Origin of the sequence: Granulicella pectinivorans, assembly GCF_900114625.1 — a bacterium.
GTDB lineage: Bacteria > Acidobacteriota > Terriglobia > Terriglobales > Acidobacteriaceae > Edaphobacter > Edaphobacter pectinivorans.
Map to the genome: position 1 here is coordinate 2,662,987 of NZ_FOZL01000001.1, position 14,350 is coordinate 2,677,336.

13 protein-coding genes and 1 riboswitch are annotated in these 14,350 nt (G+C 60.2%); of the genes, 7 read left to right on the plus strand and 6 right to left on the minus strand.

Annotated elements, in window-relative coordinates; genetic code table 11:
- The first annotated feature begins 159 nt into the window (after positions 1 to 159).
- The 5 genes from BM400_RS10585 (at position 160) to BM400_RS21655 (ending at position 5,208) form a co-directional block, all read left to right on the plus strand.
- Entirely contained in the window at positions 160 to 543 is a 384-nt protein-coding gene (locus BM400_RS10585) for a response regulator transcription factor (RefSeq protein WP_089839134.1), read from the plus strand.
- A gap of 358 nt (positions 544 to 901) precedes the next feature.
- Positions 902 to 1,021, plus strand: a riboswitch (SAM riboswitch).
- Between the two features lie 101 nt (positions 1,022 to 1,122).
- Entirely contained in the window at positions 1,123 to 2,415 is a 1,293-nt protein-coding gene (gene thrC / locus BM400_RS10590) for a threonine synthase (protein ID WP_089839135.1), read from the plus strand.
- Entirely contained in the window at positions 2,405 to 2,683 is a 279-nt protein-coding gene (locus BM400_RS10595; RefSeq protein WP_089839136.1) for a MoaD/ThiS family protein, read from the plus strand. Before thrC ends, BM400_RS10595 begins: the two co-directional genes overlap by 11 nt.
- A 232-nt stretch (positions 2,684 to 2,915) precedes the next feature.
- Entirely contained in the window at positions 2,916 to 4,895 is a 1,980-nt protein-coding gene (locus tag BM400_RS10600; protein WP_141223879.1) for an NHL repeat-containing protein, read from the plus strand.
- A 166-nt stretch (positions 4,896 to 5,061) separates the two neighbouring features.
- Positions 5,062 to 5,208 carry a lmo0937 family membrane protein gene (locus BM400_RS21655; RefSeq protein WP_141223880.1) on the plus strand — a complete coding sequence of 49 codons (147 nt, stop codon included), beginning with the start codon at positions 5,062 to 5,064 and terminating at the stop codon, positions 5,206 to 5,208.
- A gap of 67 nt (positions 5,209 to 5,275) precedes the next feature.
- On the opposite strand, the gene lon is transcribed toward BM400_RS21655, so the two are convergent.
- Complete coding sequence (lon, locus tag BM400_RS10605; RefSeq protein ID WP_089839138.1) at positions 5,276 to 7,699, minus strand: endopeptidase La; 2,424 nt, start codon at positions 7,697 to 7,699, stop codon at positions 5,276 to 5,278.
- 308 nt (positions 7,700 to 8,007) lie between these two features.
- Complete coding sequence (locus BM400_RS10610) at positions 8,008 to 8,760, minus strand: GDSL-type esterase/lipase family protein (RefSeq protein WP_089839139.1); 753 nt, start codon at positions 8,758 to 8,760, stop codon at positions 8,008 to 8,010.
- Positions 8,761 to 8,900: 140 nt separating this feature from the next.
- On the opposite strand from BM400_RS10610, the gene BM400_RS10615 reads away from it, so the two are divergent.
- A complete protein-coding gene (locus tag BM400_RS10615; protein ID WP_089839140.1) occupies positions 8,901 to 9,287 on the plus strand; it encodes a hypothetical protein in 387 nt (128 codons plus the stop codon).
- 69 nt (positions 9,288 to 9,356) lie between these two features.
- On the opposite strand, the gene BM400_RS10620 is transcribed toward BM400_RS10615, so the two are convergent.
- Positions 9,357 to 9,752 carry a winged helix-turn-helix transcriptional regulator gene (locus BM400_RS10620; RefSeq protein ID WP_217644103.1) on the minus strand — a complete coding sequence of 132 codons (396 nt, stop codon included), beginning with the start codon at positions 9,750 to 9,752 and terminating at the stop codon, positions 9,357 to 9,359.
- Positions 9,753 to 9,891: 139 nt separating this feature from the next.
- Between BM400_RS10620 and BM400_RS10625 the strand changes: the two genes are divergently transcribed.
- On the plus strand, positions 9,892 to 10,494 hold the full coding sequence (locus tag BM400_RS10625) for an FMN-dependent NADH-azoreductase (RefSeq protein ID WP_089839141.1): 603 nt from the start codon (positions 9,892 to 9,894) through the stop codon (positions 10,492 to 10,494).
- A 134-nt stretch (positions 10,495 to 10,628) separates the two neighbouring features.
- Here BM400_RS10625 and clpX read toward each other — a convergent pair whose 3' ends face one another.
- The 3 genes from clpX to tig all read right to left on the minus strand — a co-directional run bounded on the left by clpX (position 10,629) and on the right by tig (position 14,335).
- On the minus strand, positions 10,629 to 11,912 hold the full coding sequence (gene clpX / locus BM400_RS10630; protein WP_089839142.1) for an ATP-dependent Clp protease ATP-binding subunit ClpX: 1,284 nt from the start codon (positions 11,910 to 11,912) through the stop codon (positions 10,629 to 10,631).
- Positions 11,913 to 12,149: 237 nt separating this feature from the next.
- The gene (gene clpP / locus BM400_RS10635; protein ID WP_281245496.1) at positions 12,150 to 12,773 is read right to left on the minus strand and encodes an ATP-dependent Clp endopeptidase proteolytic subunit ClpP; all 624 of its coding nucleotides are present in this window, start codon (positions 12,771 to 12,773) and stop codon (positions 12,150 to 12,152) included.
- A gap of 92 nt (positions 12,774 to 12,865) precedes the next feature.
- Complete coding sequence (gene tig / locus BM400_RS10640) at positions 12,866 to 14,335, minus strand: trigger factor (protein WP_089839144.1); 1,470 nt, start codon at positions 14,333 to 14,335, stop codon at positions 12,866 to 12,868.
- Between the last annotated feature and the right edge of the window lie 15 nt (positions 14,336 to 14,350).

The window sequence follows — 14,350 nt, forward strand, 5'->3', positions numbered from 1 at the left end:
CGTTTAGCGCCATTGCGGCGTGGCGGAGATGCCGATAGACCGCTTGGGTAGCGGTTCGTTAGACTCCAAGTGGCGCTCCTCCGCGGTTTGGCGACGAAAACGCGTCGATTGGCGAGGATGTGTGTCCAATGGTTAGACGGTCTGGAAGCGAGGACACTTTTGTCAGTTGGCACGGAAGCGAATGGAAGCTCGATCAAGAAGTCGATTCTGCATATCTGCAGGCGGGAGATGCTGAGGCCGCTGCGTGACCAGATTCTGCGGATGTCGGGGTTTGAGGTGGACTCGACGCTGGAGGCTGGGGACGGGTTGTCGATGTTCTTTGCGAAGACGTACGAGCTGGTGCTGATCGATGTGGAAGAGGATGGGGTCGCGGAGGCGGAGCGGCTCTGCTCGGAGATCAAGACGGCGAAGCATGAGCAGACGGTGGCGTTCGTGTGCAACTGGCGGGTGGCGATTTTGACGGATTGCCCGGATGAGATCGTGCGGAGTGAGTTCGACCCGAAGGCGTTTGTGGATGGGGTGAAGGACATTCTGGGGGCGTAAGGCCTCGCGGCAGGTTGCTGTGGTGCTTTGCCGGGGAGGACTTCCTGGTGGTGGAAGAGATCCGGTGCGTGGGGGTAACCACTGATGGGCGAGAGAAGAACGCTCTACCCGAGGGCTGAAGCGCGTGTTGTTGGTGGGTTGGATCGTTGGGTCTAAGGACGGGACTTGCCTTAAATGCAGAAGCAATGACAGAAGCAGATCCCCTTGGTGGATGACAGCCAAAGGAACAACGGCAAGGACAGGCCAGCGGCCGGCCGACAGTGGGAGCACCCGCAACGCGACAGGCGTGGCTGGATTTGCGGTGGCGGTTGAAGGTGTGCTACAAACGATGTATTCCAGTCTGCTTCGGCAGATTTGAATTTCATGCAGAGTGGTTGAGGGACGAGCCCTGAGACGCCACGACAACCGGACAGATTGTTAGTACCGGTGTCAACTCTCTCCTGGAAGCCTTGGTGACAAGGTACGGGGAACATGAGATTCGGAGCACGCAGTTCCGTATGAGCTGCAACCCCCCGTTTTCTCCCCCCTTCTTCCAATTGAGAGCACGTCCAGAGATCCCTCGCTGCATCGGGAGAGCTGATGGAGTATTCGTGTTCGGCGTATGAGTTGAAGTGCAATGAGTGCGGCAAGCGTTTTGGCAATCGCGCCATCTCCGGTTGCCCGGATTGCTTTGCTCCGCTCGAGATTGTGTACGACCTGGATGCGGCGCGCGGTGAGTTTACGCGGGAGTCGATTGCGGCGGGACCGGCGAATATCTGGCGGTACAAGCGGCTTTTGCCGATTCCGGATGGGTTCCAGCCGGATCTGCCGGTGGGCTTTACGCCGCTGGTGAAGGCGAATCGTCTGGGCAAGCGGATTGGCGCGAACAACCTGTATGTGAAGAACGACGCGGTGTGCTTCCCGACGCTTTCGTTCAAGGATCGCGTGGTTTCGGTGGCGCTGGCGAATGCGCAGAAGTTTGGTTTTACGACCGTTGGGTGCTCGTCGACGGGAAATCTGGCGAATTCGGTGGCGGCGCAGGCGGCTCGGCTGGGGATCAAGGCTTCGATCCTGGTGCCGGCGGATCTGGAGCCTGCAAAGATTCTGAATACGCTGGTGTATGGCGCGCAGTTGATCCGGATCGATGGGAACTACGACCATGTGAACCGGCTGTGCACGCTGATCGCGGATGAGTACAACTGGGGCCTGGTGAACGTGAATCTGCGGCCGTACTACGCGGAGGGTTCGAAGACGGTTGGGTTCGAGATTGCGGAGCAGCTTGGGTGGCGGCTGCCGGATAACGTTGTGGTTCCGATGGCGGGCGGGTCGCTGATCCGGAAGATCCGGAAGGCGTTCAAGGAGCTTGTGTACCTGGGGCTGGTGGAAGACAAGCCGGTGAAGTTCTTCGGTGCGCAGGCTACCGGGTGCTCGCCGATTTCAGTTGCGGTGAAGACGGATTCGGAGATGATTCCGCAGAAGCCGAACACGATTGCGCGGTCGCTGGCGATCGGGAATCCAGCGGATGGGCCGATCGCTTCGAAGATGATTCTGGAGACGGGCGGATGGGCCGAGGATGTCTCGGACGTCGAGATTGTGAGCGGGATTCAGGAGCTTGCGGAGACGGAAGGCATCTTTACGGAGACGGCGGGTGGTGTGACCACGGCGGTTGCGGCCCGGCTGTATGCGCATGGCAGGATCTCTCCGGATGAGACGACGGTGATCTGCATCACGGGCAACGGTCTGAAGACGACCGATGCGATTGCCGACCGGTACGAGGTTGGGCGTGCGATTCGGCCGCGGATGGCTGATTTCGATGCGTATTTGAAGGAGCTCGAAGGAGCTTCGGAAGTAGAACCAGAACTTGCTTTGGCTGGAGGAGTACGTGAGCTTTAAGGTTTTGTTGCCGACCGCGTTTACGCGGCATACGGATGGTACGAAGAACTTCGCTTCGAGCGCTTCCAATTTGCCTGGACTGTTGACCGAGATCGATGCCAGCTATCCGGCGCTCGGGACGCAGATCAAGGATGAAGACGGGAAGCTGCGGAAGTTCATCAACGTGTATGTGAACGATGAGGACATCCGGTTTCTGGGCGGCGATGGCTATGCGTTCCAGGATGGGGATGAGGTTATGCTGATTCCTTCGATCGCTGGTGGTTGTTAGATCACTCTTCTGTTCGATATGGGCCCCGGAAGCTTCCCCGGGGCCCATTTTCTTTGTGAGGAGTGTCTTTCTGAACCTCCGCGTGTTCCACTTTGGTCTTGCGAAGTGAGGCTTTTCGGGGAGATGTCGCGAACACGGGGACAGAACCCAGACAACGTTGATACTATTAGCCCCGGCCCCCATACGCATGCTTCATGGCTGCGTCATCTTCTGTATTTCTGCGGAGTTTTCGATGCGTCGATTTAATTTCCTGTTCGCCCTTCAGTACGCGATTCTGGGCTTGTGTTCGCTATCGACTCTTTTTCTTGCCGGCTGCGCGGGTGTCACCGGGACCGCTGTGCCAAGCAGCCTCGAAACTTCGATTCCCGCGGGATCGGTGCATGGTGGTCAGCAGCCGATTCAAGGCGCGCATGTGTATCTGATGGCGGCCAACACGACGGGCACTTATGGGAGTGCGTCCACATCGCTGCTCCACTCGGGCGATCCTGGAACGGCAAACGATTCCATTGGGACGTACGTGACCACCAACAGCAGCGGTGGTTTCAACTATGCCGGTACGGCTACCTGCCCAACTCCGTCTACACAGGTGTATCTGCTGGCTATGGGGGGGAACCCGACGGGTCTTCAGGGAGGCCCGAACAACTCGGCGAGTGTGCTGACGGCGGCGCTTGGTTCGTGCTCCACCATCAACTCGGCAACGTTTACGAGTATGAATGAAGTGACGACGGTGGCGATGGCCTTCGCGTTGAACCAGTTCATGGTCGATGGGACGCATGTGGGTGCGCCGGCGAGCAATGTCACAGGTTTGAAGCGAGCTTTCGCCACGGTCGCGAACCTGGTCAACTCGTCGACAGGCGCGGCGCTGGCTGTGACACCTGGCGGTAATGCGGTCGCACCGCAAGCGACACTCAACACGCTGGCGAACATCATCGCTCCGTGTGTGAACTCCGGTGGTAGCGCCAGCTCGGCGTGCAGCACTTTGTTCTCGCAGACCTCGACAGCCTCGGGAACACCGACGACGGTTCTGGGCGCCGCGCTCAATATTGCGGCTTTCCCTGGATCGCAGACCGCGGCTCTGTATTCCGATGCGGCGGCGACGGCTCCGTTTCAGCCCACCCTGGGCGCTGCGCCAAACGATTTTTCGCTTGGTATCACGTATTCCCCCTCGATTGGGGTGGCGCAACCGAGCGCGGTTGTGATCGACGCTTCCGGCAACCTCTGGATGGCGAACTGCCAGTCCTGCGTGACCCCGACGGCGACAGACTCAATCGTCGAATACGGACCGGATGGCACGTTTCTCCACTCGTATTCGAATGCCGGAATTCACAACACCAAAGGCCTGGCGATCGACGCGGCCAGCTCGTATCTTTACAGCCTCAATCAGGCTGTGGCGGGTAGTACCCATACCTTGGATCAATTGACGAAGATGTCGCTTGCCACCGGAGCGGTTCAGTCGGGCTTTCCCGTCACGTTTGCGTCTGGAACATATGGGACGAACACGTTCAACGGTATTGCGGTCGATAACTCCGGAGAGATCTGGGCCACGGCAGCGGCTGCGGGAGCTATCGTCGAGCTGAACCCGGGCGGCAATGTCATCAATGGCGGACCCTATTACATTGGTGGTACGTATGGGGTTGCCGTCGATAACATCGGCAACATCTGGTTTGCCGGGAGCGGCGGAAACAATCTTTTGCAGTTCGATACCAACGGCGACTTCTTAAATAACTTCACGCCGGCGGGGCTGAACCAGCCGCAGGGTATCGCGATCAACTCGTCGAACGAGATATGGATGCCTAACGTAGCGTCCAACTCGTTGAGCAAGATCGAGTTCTTCAACGGGAGCAACGGCAGTGGAAGTCCCTATACTTCGTTGGGGCTCTTCAAGCCCACGGTCATCGCTATCGACGGTACGAACCAAGTGGTAATTCCAAACTGCCGCGTCGGTTGTGCCGGTTCCGGGAGCACGCTGCCCGATAGCGTTCTGCGGCTTTCGCAGGGAGGCGCCTCGAACACGGGCGGCTCGGGAAGCAGTGCGGGAGCTCAGAACGCAGGGTTCAGCGGTGTAAACGGTGCGGCCATCGATGTCTCTGGGAATGTGTGGGTCACGAATTCGGTCACCGGCAAGCTGACGGAGATTGTGTCCTTCGCCGCGCCAACCATTCAACCCATCGCTGCGGCTTCTTCTGCCGGAACCCTGGGCCAGCTCCCGTAGTCCTCGATCCCACCTCTCTGCACGGAGAGGTGGGATTTTTCCGTTTGGGATTGGGATGGAACGAGAAATGTGGATGTTTTCAAGAGAGGGTGCAACGGATGGAGCTGTTTTGACCTCTCAGTAAGGGGTATGCGGTGACATTTCAGTACGAAAAGGATGACTTCCAATGTTTCTTATTCTTGCGGTGGTTCTGGTGGTTTTGTGGTTGGGCGGCTTCACGCTGATGCATGTTTCCAGCTTGTTCATCCACCTGCTGCTGATCTTCGCGGTGATCTCGATCATCATGCACTTTGTTTCTGGACGCCGGGCCTGAAGCGATTTGGACGATGAAAAGGCCGAACCCTTGCGGGTTCGGCCTTTTCATTTGCGCTGGACTTCCTTTACTGATGCGCGGTGGGTTGGTGAGGGACGGGAAGGACGGGGACGACGGCGGCGAGGGCCTCAGGGATGTCTTCCGTCAGCTCGGGAAGCTTGCCTTCGAGGGCGAGCTGCAGGACCTGATCCATCTCCTCGACGAAGTGGAGCTTCATGGTGGACTTGATGAGCTCGGGCAGATCGGCATAGTCGCGGCGGTTCTCTTCCGGAAGGATGGCTTCGAAGATGCCGAGGCGATGCGCGGCAAGGAGCTTCTCCTTGAGACCACCGATGGGCAGGACCTTGCCGCGGAGGGTGATCTCTCCGGTCATGGCTACGTCGCGGCGCACCGGAATCTTGGTGAGCGCCGAGGCGAGGCCGGTGGCAAGGGTGATGCCGGCTGAGGGGCCGTCCTTGGGGATGGCGCCTTCGGGAACATGGACGTGAATGTCGAGGTGGCGGTAGAAGTCCTTCTCGAGGCCGAGGTGGCGTGCGCGGGAACGGATGTAGGAGAGAGCCGCCTGCGCAGATTCCTGCATGACGTCGCCGAGCTGGCCGGTGATGGTGAGCTTGCCCTTGCCATCGAGGACCTGGACTTCGACCTGGAGGGTGGTGCCGCCGACTTCGGTCCAGGCGAGGCCGTTGACTAGGCCGATTTCTGACTTTTCGTTGAGGACGGAGTCGCGGAACTTGGCTACACCGAGGATGGATTCGAGGTTCTCGGCGGTGATGGTTTCGGTATGCTCGGGGCCGTTCTTGACGACGCGGCGGGCTACCTTGCGGCAGACGTTGCCGATCTCGCGCTCGAGGTTACGGACGCCGGCCTCGCGGGTGTAGCCACGGATGATGCCCTTCAGTGCTCCATCTTCGAAGATGATCTGGGCTTCGGTGAGTCCGGTGCCTTCGCGCTGCTTCTTGACGAGGTACTGCTTGGCGATCTCGAGCTTTTCGACTTCGGTGTAGCCGTGGAGGCGGAGGATCTCCATGCGGTCCTGCAGGGGACCGGGGATGGTGTGGAGGACGTTGGCGGTGGCGACGAAGAGGATCTGCGAGAGGTCGTATTCGACGTCGAGGTAGTGGTCCTGGAAGGCGGTGTTCTGCTCGGGGTCGAGGACTTCGAGCAGGGCACTGGCTGGGTCGCCGCGGAAGTCCGAGGCCATCTTGTCGATCTCGTCGAGCATGAAGACGGGATTCTTGGTGCCAGCCTTCTTCATGGACTGGATGACCTGGCCGGGGAGCGCGCCGATGTAGGTGCGGCGATGACCGCGGATCTCGGCCTCGTCGCGGACGCCGCCGAGGGACATGCGGACGAAGCGGCGTCCGGTGGCCTTGGCGATGGACATGCCGAGGGAGGTCTTGCCGACGCCCGGTGGCCCGACGAAGCAGAGGATGGAGCCCTTGGGGTTCTTGACGAGCTGGCGGACGGCGAGGAACTCGAGGATGCGTTCCTTCACTTTTTCGAGGCCGTAGTGATCCTGGTTGAGGATCTCTTCGGCGTGCTCGATGGAACGAATCTCCTTGGAACGCTTCTTCCATGGCACGGCGAGGAGCCAGTCGAGGTAGTTGCGGGAGACGGTGGACTCGGCGGACATGGGAGGCATGGCCTCGAGCTTTTTGAGCTCCTGCATGGACTTTTCGAGGACGTCCTTGGGCATGCCGGCGGACTCGATCTTTTTCTTGAGTTCGTCGAACTCGGACTTCTCGCCGCGGCCCAGCTCCTTCTGGATGGCCTTGATCTTTTCGTTGAGGTAGTACTCTTTCTGAGCCTTCTCCATCTGGCGCTTGACGCGCGACTGGATGGTGCGGTCCATGTTGAGCTTTTCGATGGCTACGTCGAGGACATCGGCCACCATGTTGAGGCGGGCTTCGGGGTCGAAGACGTCGAGGAGCTTCTGCTTTTCGTCGATGGAGAGCTGGAGGGAGGCGGCGATCTTGTCGGCCAGCTTCGCGGGCTCGTCGGTGCGGGCGTCAGCGTTGGCTGTCTCGTGGTTGAGGGACTGCTGGAGCTTGGCGTACTGCTCGTAGAGGGTGTGGACGCGCTGGACGAGGGTTTCGACCTGCGGGGTGAGCTCAAGCTGGAGAGCCCCGGTCTGGAGGGTGGCGACGAAGAAGCCGTCGAGATCGTTGACTTCAGTCGCTCGGGCGCGCTCGACGCCTTCGACGAGGACCTTGATGTTGCCGTCGGGCATTTTGACGGACTGGACGATGTTGCCGATGGTGCCGGTTTCGTAGATGTCCGATGCGGAAGGCTCATCGACGGAGGCGTCGTGCTGGGTGGCGAGGAAGATGCGGCGATCGCCGGTGAGCGCTTCTTCGAGGGCGCGGACGCTGGATTCGCGACCGACGACGAAGGGCGTCATCATGTGCGGGAAGATGACCATGTCGCGGATGGGCATCATGGGAAGCTTGCGAACGTCGGGGCTCAGAATGTCTTTCGTTTTAGTCGGCATAAATCTCCTGAGATTAGACGTTCAGCGCCGGGCAACGATGCAAGCGGGTCGCGCGGCGTTTGAGTGATTGTAAAGCGTTCGGGGGAGCCGTGCTCGGGAAAGGGGGTACGGGAGTTTTGTTGGGGTGAAAATATGGGACTGGGCTATGAGTGCCATTGGGGTTGTCCCGGCGGGTGATCGAAAGGCGCTGGGCTAAAGCCCATTGTTTGCTTGGTATGAGCGTGCGGCTGAAGCCCCACGCTCATACCAAAGGTGAAGGCCTTATCAAAAACATACGCAATGGGAGAAGGCAATCCCGGTGGCAACGGTCAGGGAGTTGGGTAGAGGGCGTGGGAGACGGCTTCGGCCATGCGGCGCTGGCCCGCGGTGTTGGGGTGGAGCGGTGCCCTGGATGGCTGGAGCTCGGGGTCGTAGAAGAGGGTGGGATCCACTACGCCGTTCTTGAGGAAGAGGTGGGCGAGGTCCAGGGTGCGCACGTACGGGGACGAAGCGTAGTGGGCGTCGATGTTGGTGTTGATGGTGGCGTCTTTGCTGGACTTGAGCTCGGTGATGGCGGTGGGGAGGATGTTGAGGAGGAGAATCTTCGCGGCGGGCATGAGGCGGTGGAGCTCCTCGACGCAGGCGATGATGCCTTCGGTGACCTGGGGAGCGGTCTGGCCGCGTCCGGTGTTGTTGGTGCCGATGAGGAGAACGATGTTCTTTGGGTTGAGCCCTTGGACTTCGCCGTTCTGGAGGCGCCAGAGGACGTGAGCGGTCTCATCGCCGGAGAAGCCGAGGTTCATGGCGCGGTGAGGAGCGAAGTAGGTTTGCCAGATTGGGAGGAAGACCTCGTTGGGAGCCGGGCCGGGCTTTTCGTAGTTCTGGGTGATGGAGTCGCCGACGAAGAGGAGGTCGACGTTGCCGAGCTGGGCTTCGGTGAGTTTGTCGTGGTGGCGGGCGACCCACCAGGACTCGGTGCGGGGGACGGGGTTGGTGGCGGGGTTGCCGGTGGAGAGCTGGGCGGTGGCTACCCGGGCGAGGAAGAGGAGGGTGGTGAGGGCGACGCGGATCGGGTTGAGCATGGAACTTTATCTTGCGGGATGGGGAAGGGTGGGGGCAAGGGTGATAGGAAGAAGATGCCGGAAACCGCAGATCGTCTTGTGAGATGACAACCGAATCTGGCAGGCTGTTCGAAACGATCTTTAGCGAGATACTCAAGTAGATGGAGGATGCCATGCACCTGATCTGCCGACGCTGCTCGACGCGACTGACCGGGGAACTGAAGATGGTTCCGTTCGATACCCGTAATGAAGCCGTAGAGGAGAACTTCCTCGACTGTGGAACTTCGATGCTGGCGGAAAAGGTCTTTGATCATGACGATAGAGCGGGGAACTATATCGCAAATATTGCCGACGGACAGCACATGAAATTGACGGACGACAGTCGCCGCCTCAATGGTTGCTGCGGCTTAGATGGATGTGACGGACCCAACCTGCAATGTGAGCTTTGTGGCACTTATGTGGCGACAAAGCGGACAGATTGCTGGACTCCGCACTATATCGTCTTCGATCAGAGCACCACCCAGGCGATGATGAGCTTTGGGGAATGAAAGCTCTTTCCACACGACAGACTTCGCCGAAAGGGGAAGCGCCGGAGAGCGCAAAAGCAACTGCCACATTTAGGAGACATGGGGCTTGGTGTGTTTGAGGACATCCTCAGCTTGCCATTTGTCGGAGAGCTTATGGAGCTGCTCCATGAAGAGATTCATGTCGGCGAGGCGTGGGGTGGGGATGTAGGTGACCTCGGGGGGATTGGTGGGGCGGACGCTGCGCTCGACGAAGCCGCGCTCTTCGAGCGTGCGTAGGCGGACGGTGAGGAGGCGGGCGGAGATGCCCTCTACGGCCCGCCGGAGCGCTCCGAAGCGCATGGGGCCGTTGCGGCTGAGGAGCCAGAGGATGTGCAGGGTCCAGGGGCGGGTGAGCACCTCGAGGAGTCCGCCCATACTGCAGCCTACCTTGATCTCTTCGTAATCGGTGGCTTCGGCGACGTGCTGGGCGGTGAATTGAAGCTGCATGGCGGTGATCTCCTGCGGGGCGGTTACCTGGCGGTGCGTACTTACTGGAAAGTGCCTACTTCCGAAAAGCCGAGCGCTTACTTATAGTAACTCTTGAGGCTGGCGGTTCGGTGAGTCAGCCCGATGAGGAAGGAACATCATGAAGATTCTGCATCTCGATTCGAGCGTGACCGGCGCGCAGTCCGTTAGCCGGCCTTTGAGCAAAGCGACCACGGAGCAGCTTGTGAAGAGCAACCCGGGGGCCGAGGTGGTCTATCGCGACCTGGTGGGCGAGCCGTTAAGCCACTATACGGCTGTGCTGCGCGTGCATGGCGCGGATTTTGTGCCGGTGACAGACGCCGAAAAGCTGGAACTGACGACGGGCGAGGAGATTCTTGCGGAGTTTTTGGCTTCGGACCTGATCGTGATCGGCGCGCCGATGTACAACTTCGGGATTCCCAGCCAGTTGAAGGCGTGGGTTGATCTGATCTGTGTGGCGGGGAAGACGTTCTCGTATACATCGGAGGGTCCGAAGGGGCTTTGCGGGGCGAAGAAGGTCATTCTCGTTTCGACACGGGGCGGTCAGTATGGGGAAGGATCTCCGTACGCGCCGATGGACTTTCAGGAGAAGTATCTGAAGGGTGTGCTTGGGTTCCTGGGAATTACGGATGTGACCGTGGTGCGTGCGGAAGGGCTGGCGCGCGGCGGAGATGTGGCCAAGCTTGCGGTGGAATCGGCGTATGCGGAGATTGCGAAGCTATAGGAGTGTGGAACCCACACCTCAAAGGCGAGACCCATTCGACAAGCTCAGGGCAGGTTGTGGGTCACCCTGGTTTATGACCCACATGGAAGAGGCGGCTCCGATTGGAGCCGCCTCTTTTCGTTGCAATTCTTTTTTTAACCGGCTTTTTCGAGGAGCATCGGGAGGGTGAGGGCGTGCTTCTTCACCATCTCCGCGGTGATGGTGAGGTCCTTGACCTTCTTGTTGCCGGGGACGTAGTACATGAGGTCGAGCATGAGTTCTTCGAGGATCATGCGGAGGCCGCGCGCTCCGACCTTGCGCTGGAGCGCCTCGCGGGCGATCTCACGGGCGGCTTCGTCGGAGAAGGTGACCTTGACGCCTTCGTAGTCGAAGAGCTTGATGTACTGCTTGAGGATCGCGTTCTTGGGGCGGGTGAGGATGTCGATGAGGGCGGCCTCGTCGAGCTCTTCGAGGATGCCGAGGACGGGCAGACGGCCTACGAACTCGGGGATAAGGCCGTACTTGAGGAGATCCTGGGGCTCGGCCTGACGGAGGAGTTCCGCATCGCGCTGGGCGCGGATGGGAGTGACCTCGGGGCCGGCGACGGGGTCGAGGGGAGCCTTGAAACCGAGAGCCTTCTTGCCCACGCGGCGGCCGATGACCTTTTCAAGACCGACGAAGGCTCCGCCGCAGATGAAGAGGATGTTGGTCGTGTCGACGACGGTGAACTCCTGGTGCGGATGCTTGCGTCCGCCCTGGGGCGGGACGTTGGCGATGGTGCCTTCGAGGAGCTTGAGGAGGGCCTGCTGGACGCCTTCGCCGCTGACATCGCGGGTGATGGAGGGGTTCTCATCCTTGCGGCCGATCTTGTCGATCTCATCGATGTAGATGATGCCTTGCTGGGCGCGATTGACGTCTCCGTCGGCGGCCTGGAGGAGCTTCAGAATGATGTTTTCGACATCTTCGCCGACGTAGCCGGCTTCGGTGAGGGTGGTGGCATCGACGATCGCGAAGGGAACGTCGAGCATCTTCGCCATCGTCTGGGCGAGGAGGGTCTTGCCGGAGCCGGTGGGGCCCACGAGGAGAATGTTGGACTTGGCAAGCTCGACATCGTTGCCGCGCGTCTTGTTCATCTGGATGCGCTTGTAGTGGTTGTAGACGGCCACGGCGAGCTTCTTCTTGGTCTGATCCTGGCCGATGACGTACTCATCGAGGAAGGCTTTGACCTCCTGCGGCTTGGGCAGGGCAGCGGGTGCGGCACCGGGGGTGGCTTCCGAGCGGTCGTCTTCGAGGATGGAGTTGCAGACGGCGACGCACTCATCGCAGATATAGGCGCGCGGGTAGTCGGAGGGCGAGGAGATGAGCTTGGCTACGGCGTCCTGCGATTTGTGGCAGAAGGAACAACGTAAGGACTCGTCTGAACCACGTGAGGTTTTCATAGATGCAGTGATGCTCCTTCTTGCGGGCCGCGTACTCTGAAGTACAAGTTTACACCCGTTGGGGGTGCGGGTTCCGGACGCGGGTGGGGTGACTCACGGAAGTACCGTGGTGGGATCACGATTTGCGGGAGTTTGCGGCAGCAGATCTCCTTTGGAGATGACAACCAAAAGCGCAACGGCGAGATGACGAACAACGGCGCGACCGAAGCCGCGCCGTTTGCGGTGGTGCGGTTGATTTTAGGTGCGGGGGCGGTCGATGATGTCGTCGATGATGCCGTACTCGCGGGCCTGGGGGGCGGTCATGATGAAGTCGCGCTCTACGTCGCGCTCGATCTGGGAGAGGGCCTGACCGGTGCTCTTGGCCATGAGGGTGTTGGTGATCTCGCGGATGCGAAGGATCTCGCGTGCGTGGATGTCGATGTCCGTCGCCTGTCCGGAGAGACCGCCCATGGAGGGCTGGTGGATGAGGATGCGGGAGTTGGGCAGGGCGAAACGCTTGCCCTTCTTGCCTGCCATCAGCAGGAAAGCTCCCATGGAGGCGGCCTGACCGATGCAGAAGGTCATGACGTCGTTCTTGATCCACTGCATGGTGTCGTAGATGGCGAGGCCCGCGGTGATGGAGCCACCGGGCGAGTTGATGTAGAGCTGGATGTCCTTGTCGGGATCTTCGCTCGAGAGGAAGAGCAGTTGGGCGATGATGACGTTGGCTACGCTGTCATCGATGGGCGTGCCCAGGAAGATGATGTTGTCGCGAAGGAGGCGGCTATAGATGTCATAGCTGCGTTCTCCACGGCTGGTCTGCTCGACGACGAATGGCATGTATCCCATGGCGCTCTCTTTTCTCCGACTTCGGTTAAGCAACAGATGATGGCTGAGCAGCTTTGGAGGCAAAACAAACGGGGATTCTCGCCGCACTCTTGCTGAGAAGAGCTTAGCGGAGAATCCCCTGTGGGTTACGAGGCTAGTTTTTCGTAGAGGACGGTGCCGGTCTTCTCGCGACGCATCTGTTCCTTCATGCGGTCGATGGCTCCATCCTTCTGCATGCGCTCGCGGAGGGACTCGAGCGGCTCACGACCCTGGATGGACATGATGAGGAGCTCGCGGTCGACCTCTTCCTGATCGACTTCGACCTTCTCGGCGTCGGCGATGCGATCGAGGATGAGCGAAGCCTTCACTTCATTCACGGCCTGGTCACGCTGGGCTTCGCGGAGGCGGTTGAAGTCGAGTTTACGCATGTCCTCGGCCTTCATGCCTTGCTGGGCGAGGGCGCGGAGACCGCGGTCGAGGCGGGCGTCCACCTGCTGCTGCACGAAGGTCTCGGGAACCTCGAAGGTGAAGCGGCCGATGAGCTCTTCGAGCATGACCTCCTTGGCGCGGTTCTCGAGGGCGTCCTTCTTGCGGTCGGCAACCTGCTCGCGAAGCTTGGTTTCGAAGTCGGCGAAGCTCTCGTAGTTGCCGAGCTGCTTGGCGAACTCTTCATCGCGCTCCGGGAAGGTCTTCTTCTTGATGGCCTTGACCTGCACGTCGTAGGAGACGGTCTGGTTGGCGAGGCGGGGCTCGCCGAAGTCGGCGGGGTAGGAGACTTCGAACTCGAGCTCCTGACCGGCCCTGGTGCCACGGAGGGCATCGTTGAAGGCGGCGAGGGTGTTCTTGCCGCCGATCTCGATGAGAACGTCTTCGCCGGTGATGGGCTCAGTCGGCGCGGGCTCTTCGCCAACGACTTGGGCGAGTGGCTTGATGTTGCCGGTGAAGCCGATCTCGGCCCAGTCGCCGTCGACCAGAGCGCGGTCCTCGTCGACCGTCTCGACGGTGGCGTGGGGCTCGAGGGCGCGGTCAAGCTCGGCGGCGTATTCTTCGTCGGTGACGGTGACATCGGGACGGGTGACCGAGACGGAGTCGTAGCCGGAGATGTCGATGGTGGGCAGGGTTTCAAAGACAGCCGTAAAGGTGAGGGGCTGGCCGTCGAAGAGGTTCATGCTGGTGATCTGGGGCTGCGAGACGGGATTGATGTCCTGTGCCTCGATGGCCTGGCGGAAGCGGTCGGAGACGAGGGTTTCGAGGATCTCCTGACGGATCTCCTTCATGAAACGCGACTTGATGACGGTCTCGGGCACTTTGCCGATGCGGAAGCCAGGGATGCGAGCGATCTTCTGGTAGCGCTTGATGACGGACTTGAAGGCCTTCGACACTTCATCGGCGGGGACCTCGACGGAGATCTCCTTGATGAGGGCGGGGTTCAGGGACGGACCATGGTTGTGGCCGGCGTGGTCGTGACCCTCATGATCGTGGCCCTGGTGATCCGCGTGATCGTGGGTGTGTTCGAGCTCAGTCGATGGCGTCTGTTCAGCCAGGTTCTTCTCTTCGGTGGTTTCAGTCGGGGTCAATGCAGTGCCTTCCAAGGGGATGTTCTGGTTCTGCCGCATCACAGGCCACCTGAT

Excerpts from the sequence above, each read along its gene's own strand:
- BM400_RS10610 (WP_089839139.1), bottom strand. The coding sequence starts at position 8,760 with ATGCTCAACCCGATCCGCGTCGCCCTCACCACCCTCCTCTTCCTCGCC.
- thrC (WP_089839135.1), top strand. The coding sequence starts at position 1,123 with ATGGAGTATTCGTGTTCGGCGTATGAGTTGAAGTGCAATGAGTGCGGC.
- BM400_RS10620 (WP_217644103.1), bottom strand. The coding sequence starts at position 9,752 with ATGCAGCTTCAATTCACCGCCCAGCACGTCGCCGAAGCCACCGATTAC.
- BM400_RS10625 (WP_089839141.1), top strand. The coding sequence starts at position 9,892 with ATGAAGATTCTGCATCTCGATTCGAGCGTGACCGGCGCGCAGTCCGTT.
- tig (WP_089839144.1), bottom strand. The coding sequence starts at position 14,335 with ATGCGGCAGAACCAGAACATCCCCTTGGAAGGCACTGCATTGACCCCG.
- BM400_RS10600 (WP_141223879.1), top strand. The coding sequence starts at position 2,916 with ATGCGTCGATTTAATTTCCTGTTCGCCCTTCAGTACGCGATTCTGGGC.
- lon (WP_089839138.1), bottom strand. The coding sequence starts at position 7,699 with ATGCCGACTAAAACGAAAGACATTCTGAGCCCCGACGTTCGCAAGCTT.
- clpX (WP_089839142.1), bottom strand. The coding sequence starts at position 11,912 with ATGAAAACCTCACGTGGTTCAGACGAGTCCTTACGTTGTTCCTTCTGC.
- BM400_RS10615 (WP_089839140.1), top strand. The coding sequence starts at position 8,901 with ATGGAGGATGCCATGCACCTGATCTGCCGACGCTGCTCGACGCGACTG.
- BM400_RS21655 (WP_141223880.1), top strand. The coding sequence starts at position 5,062 with ATGTTTCTTATTCTTGCGGTGGTTCTGGTGGTTTTGTGGTTGGGCGGC.